Source organism: Nocardia sp. NPDC058497 (genome assembly GCF_042720195.1).
Lineage (GTDB): Bacteria > Actinomycetota > Actinomycetes > Mycobacteriales > Mycobacteriaceae > Nocardia.
Genome location: NZ_JBHXMY010000456.1, coordinates 1 through 4913 on the forward strand (window position 1 = coordinate 1; position 4913 = coordinate 4913).

At 69.1% G+C, this 4913-nt stretch carries 5 protein-coding genes and 1 pseudogene; 4 read left to right on the forward strand and 2 right to left on the reverse strand.

The genetic code is table 11. From position 1 onward, the window contains the following. A pseudogene (locus ACFWPJ_RS24690) lies at positions 1–275 on the forward strand (ATP-dependent DNA ligase); the annotation flags it as partial. Then, the gene (gene ligD, locus ACFWPJ_RS24695) at positions 272–1273 is read left to right on the forward strand and encodes a non-homologous end-joining DNA ligase (protein WP_378854763.1); all 1002 of its coding nucleotides are present in this window, start codon (positions 272–274) and stop codon (positions 1271–1273) included. The pseudogene ACFWPJ_RS24690 and the gene ligD, both read left to right, overlap by 4 nt. Positions 1274–1276: 3 nt before the next feature. Here the strand turns inward: ligD and ACFWPJ_RS24700 are convergent, their stop codons facing one another. Next, positions 1277–1981, reverse strand: coding sequence for a hypothetical protein (locus ACFWPJ_RS24700; RefSeq protein WP_378854764.1), 705 nt, complete (start codon positions 1979–1981; stop codon positions 1277–1279). Between the two features lie 256 nt (positions 1982–2237). Between ACFWPJ_RS24700 and ACFWPJ_RS24705 the strand changes: the two genes are divergently transcribed. Continuing rightward, positions 2238–2597: a hypothetical protein gene (locus ACFWPJ_RS24705; RefSeq protein ID WP_378854765.1), complete on the forward strand. Its 360-nt coding sequence runs from the start codon at positions 2238–2240 to the stop codon at positions 2595–2597. Here the strand turns inward: ACFWPJ_RS24705 and ACFWPJ_RS24710 are convergent. Further along, positions 2594–3241, reverse strand: a complete 648-nt coding sequence (locus tag ACFWPJ_RS24710) for a TetR/AcrR family transcriptional regulator (protein WP_378854767.1) — start codon at positions 3239–3241, stop codon at positions 2594–2596. The two genes, ACFWPJ_RS24705 and ACFWPJ_RS24710, sit on opposite strands and share 4 nt — an antisense overlap. Before the next feature lie 139 nt (positions 3242–3380). Here ACFWPJ_RS24710 and ACFWPJ_RS24715 point away from each other — a divergent pair, with 139 nt between their 5' ends. After that, positions 3381–4811, forward strand: a complete 1431-nt coding sequence (locus ACFWPJ_RS24715) for an SDR family NAD(P)-dependent oxidoreductase (RefSeq protein ID WP_378854766.1) — start codon at positions 3381–3383, stop codon at positions 4809–4811. Positions 4812–4913: the final 102 nt, after the last annotated feature.

Consider the following 4913-nt stretch of genomic DNA (forward strand, 5'->3'; position numbering starts at 1 on the left):
GCAACTGGGCCGACGCCGTCGCCCAGGCCGGCGCGGACGGCAAGATGCCCGGTGGGGTGAGTCGCTGGACCGGCGGCAAGGACCTCTCATGGGAACCGTTGCGGCCGGAGCTGGTCGCCGAGGTTCGCTACGAACACGTCCAATCGGGACGCTTCCGCCACGGCGGGCGGCTGGTCCGATTCCGCGCCGACCGCACCCCCGACTCGTGCACCTACGCCCAGCTCGACGAGGTCGCCCCGGCCGAGCTGGACGCGATCTTCGGAGCCGGGCGATGAGCGCCGCCGTCGAGGTCGAGGTCGACGGCCGCGCGCTGTCGATCAGCAACCCGGACAAGGTCTATTTCAGCAAGCGCGGCGAGACGAAACTCGATCTGGTCCGCTATTACCAGGCCGTGGCCGAGCCGCTGCTCGGCGTGATAGGTGGCAGGCCGCTGCTGCTGGAACGCTATCCCGACGGCGCTTCGGGCAAGTCCTGGTTCCAGAAGCGGGTACCCAAGTCGGCGCCGGAATGGTTGCAGACCGTCGAGGTGTCCACCCCGAACGGCACCACCAGCGACGCGCTCGTCGCGCACGATCTCGCGCACATCCTGTGGGCGGTCAACCAGGGCTGCCTCGGCTTCCACGTCTGGCCCAATCACGTACCTGATCTGAAGATCGCCGACGAACTGCGGATCGACCTCGATCCCTCGCCCGGCATCGGTTTCGACGACCTGCGCCGCGCGGCCGTGCTCACCCGTGACCTGCTGACCGAACTCGGCATCGACTGCCGGATCAAGACCTCGGGTTCGCGCGGGCTGCACATCTACGCCGCGCTCGAGCCCCGCTGGGACGGCTACCAGGTGCGGGCGGCCGCTGTGGCGCTGGCCAGGGAACTCGAGCGCAGGCATCCCGAGGAGATCACCGCGCAGTGGTGGAAGGAGGAACGCGGCTCGCGGGTGTTCGTCGACTTCAACCAGAACGCGCCGCACAAGACGGTGTTCGGCGCCTGGTCGGTCCGTCCCAAGGTCGGCGGGCAGGTCTCGACTCCGATCACCTGGTCCGAACTCGACACCGTCGTCCCCGACGAGCTCACCCTCGCCACCGTCCCCGCCCGGCTCGCCGACCTGGGTGACCCGTGGGCCGATCGCACACCGCAATCGATCGAACCGCTGCTGGCGATGTCGGAACGCGACATGGCCGACGGTCTGATGGACGCCCCGTGGCCGCCGCAGTATCCGAAAATGCCGAACGAGCCGCCGCGGGTGCAGCCGAGCCGGGCCAAGAAGGCCGACTGAGACCTACTCCTCGGTCCAGGGCACCCAGCTGGCGGTGCCTGCCTTGCCCTCGCAGACCAGCGCGTGGTTGTCGGAGGTGCGCCCCGACTTGTCGATTGACGGATCGCAGCGCTCACCCTCGGTGTAGTACGACCCCGACACCTTGAACGGGCCCGACCAGGTGTAGTTGCCGTCGGCCCGCAGGCACAGCAGGGTCGCACCGTCTGCCGCCACCCCGAGCAGTCCCGCGCGGTCCGCCGAACAGGGTGTGTCCTTCTCGACGACGCCACCCGACGGGCTCAGCACCGGAACGGTTCCGGTCGCCGTCGGCGCGCCCTGGGACGACACCGTCGTGGTTGTCACCGAGGCCGCTGTCGTTGTCGTCTGGGCCAGCGTCGGCACCTCGATCTCCAGCCCACCGAACATCACGAGCCCGACCACCGCGACGGCGGCCACCTCCGCGATTCCCAGCAGCAGCGCGAACAGCGCCATTGCGCGGCCCCGCGGATGCCCGAACGACAACAGCCCGAACACGATCGCGATCGGGAACAGCAGTACCAGTGCGGCGGCGAGCGCGACCATCGCGTACGGGTTCACCCGCGGCTGGTCACCGCGGCGACCGCCCTGGCCACCGTCGGCCGGTGTCGCGTGCGGCCAGCGCTGGCCGTTCCAGCGCCGATCCTCGGTGTCCTCCTCGGGGTCGTCGTCCCATTCGTCGTACCGTGCCATCAACCCCGGGTCCCTCTCCGATCCCCCCGGCGCGGAAACATAACAACCTTGCAACACCGGGTTACGCGACGAGGATAGGGACTCCTGGCCCGGTCGGTCAGCACAAACGGCAAATGCGCTCACGCACGGTCCGGACCGGATCAAGTGGCATGGATACCGGTAACGAACCGGCAAACCCTTTGCCTCGTCACCCGCTTCGGGTCCATGCTGGTCATGAGGTACCAGTGCGCGCATTCCGAGCTCGCGAGGAGGACCCATGCCTGGCAGCACCATTTCGGCAGACGAACCCGGCTGGCATGCCCAAGCCGGCGATCTGCTCGCCGACAACTACAACGTTCCCGGCATCATCGCGTGCGCGATCGGCGTCATCAGCCTCGCCTGCACGCTCGTCGCCGCGGGGTCGGGGTATGCCGGGTACGCGGTGCTCGCCGGCGTCGCCACGGGGGTGTTCCTCCTCGGTGGCGCCGCGGCGCTGCTGTTCGAGCATCACCGGGAGGAGCAGATCGAGCTGGTCTACGGGCGCAGTGGTCACGCGCCGGGACACATCGACCCGGAGCGCTACGCCGTCCGGGAGATCGCGGTCCCCAACCCCGCCCAGCGCAGGCTCGGTTCCTAGCCGGCCACGCCCGACTCTGGTTCCACGCTGGGCATGGTCTCGGTGATGACGGTGAGCAGGGTGTCGGCCAGCAGACGATGCACCTGATCCCTGGTCAGCGTGCCGCGGGTGATCCATTCGCGCCCGGCCACCTTCACCAGTCCCGCGTAGGCGAGGACCAGCGCGCGCAATTGTGCGTTGCCTGCCAGATCGGCGCGGCCGATCATCACCAGCATGCGTTCGGCGGCGGCATCGTCGGCCTGGTCGAGGATCTGCTGCACCTCGGGATCGTCACCGACACCCTCGTGACTTGTCACCTTCACCCAGGTGGTGCCGTGCTCGGCGATGGTGTCGAGCAGCCAGGTGACGATCGCGTCCACCCGTTCGCCCGGCGTCCCCTCGGGGATGGACACCTTGTCCGGCCGCGGCAGCGTCACCATCCGCCGCACGACCGCCAGGTACAGGTCGCGCTTGTTGCCGAAATAGTGGTTGATCAGCCCGCGGGCGACACCGGCGCGCTGGGCCAGTTCCGCGGTCGACACCGCCGCGTAGGGCCGTTCACCGAACATGTCGATGGCACAGGCCAGGATCTGCGCGCGTCGCTCGTCGGGTTCGAGCCTGCGCCTGCGCGGCGCGTCTGCGGTGTCGGTGTCGAGCGGGGAAATCGGGCTGCTCCGTCGGGTTCGGTGGCCGCCGCGCGGTTGCGGCAGCGGTGCACCACGATACCCAGCGGGTCCGTCGAGCGGCCAATGCGACAATAAGTGTCGTCCCCCGCTCCCGCACGAAGGAATGTCGCACTCCCCGATGACCGAGAACATGATCGATCCGGACGAGTTGGCGACCTGTCTGCGGGTATTGGAACGAGCCGGGCAGCTGGAGAAGGAACATCCCGATTCGATCGCGGTGCAGCGCGCCGTCGGGCACATGTTCAAGAAGCTCAAGCAGCGCCGTCGCGTCGAGGCCAGGGAGCAGGTCGCCTCCGCCGACCGCGCGGTCATCGCGGCCACCGCCACCGGCTCGCCGCAGCGCATCGACGACGAGACCGCGGGCATCCCGATCAGCTCGGCCACCACCGGCGCGAGCGCGGGCATGCTGCTGCGTGCGCGTCCCTGCTACATCTGCAAGCAGCGCTACACCCAGGTCGACGCGTTCTACCACCAGCTGTGCCCCGAGTGCGCGGCCGCGAGCCACGCCAAGCGCGACGCCCGCACCGACCTGACCGGCAAGCGCGCCCTGCTGACCGGTGGCCGCGCCAAGATCGGCATGTACATCGCGCTGCGGCTGCTGCGCGACGGCGCGCACACCACGATCACCACGCGCTTCCCCAACGACGCGATCCGCCGCTTCGCCGCGATGGAGGACAGCGCCGACTGGCTGCACCGGCTGCGCATCGTCGGCATCGATCTGCGTGATCCGGCGCAGGTCGTCGCGCTGGCCGACGACGTCGCCGCGCAGGGCCCGCTCGACATCCTGATCAACAACGCCGCCCAGACCGTCCGGCGTTCGGCAGGCGCCTACAGCGCGCTGGTCGACGCCGAGACCGCGCCGCTGCCCGCCGGCATGCTGCCGGAGATGGTCACGTTCGGCAAGACGATGCAGGCCCACCCGACCGCGCTGACCGCCTCGCTGACGCCGTCGCTGTCGGCCGCCGATGTCGCCGTGGTGGGGCTGGTCGCGGGCTCGGCCACCCCGGAGCGGATCGCGGCGGGCGGGGCGATCGACGCGGGCGGCCTTGTCCCCGATCTCGCGCACACCAACAGCTGGGTGCAGACCGTCGCCGAGGTTGACGCCACCGAGCTGCTGGAAGTGCAGCTGTGCAATTCGGTCGCGCCGTTCATCCTGGTGTCGCGGTTGCGTCCGACGATGGCCGCCGCGGCGGGCCGACGCAAGTACGTGGTGAATGTCTCAGCGATGGAGGGCCAGTTCAGCCGCGGCTACAAGGGGCCGGGCCACCCGCACACGAATATGGCCAAGGCCGCGCTGAACATGCTGACCCGCACCAGCGCGCTGGAGATGTTCGAGGCCGACTCGATTCTGATGACCGCGGTCGACACCGGCTGGATCACCGACGAGCGCCCGCACTACACGAAGGTGCGCCTGGCCGAAGAGGGCTTCCACGCGCCGCTGGACCTGGTCGACGGCGCCGCCCGCGTCTACGACCCGATTGTGCAGGGTGAGAACGGCGTCGACCTGTACGGCTGCTTCCTCAAGGACTACCAACCTTCCCCCTGGTAGCCGCGACCCAAGCGATGCCGAACCGGAATGTTGATCATGTTTCCGGTCGCCGATCGGATACCTAATCTGAATAAGTGCCGTTCCGGGTCCTGGCCGTTCTCA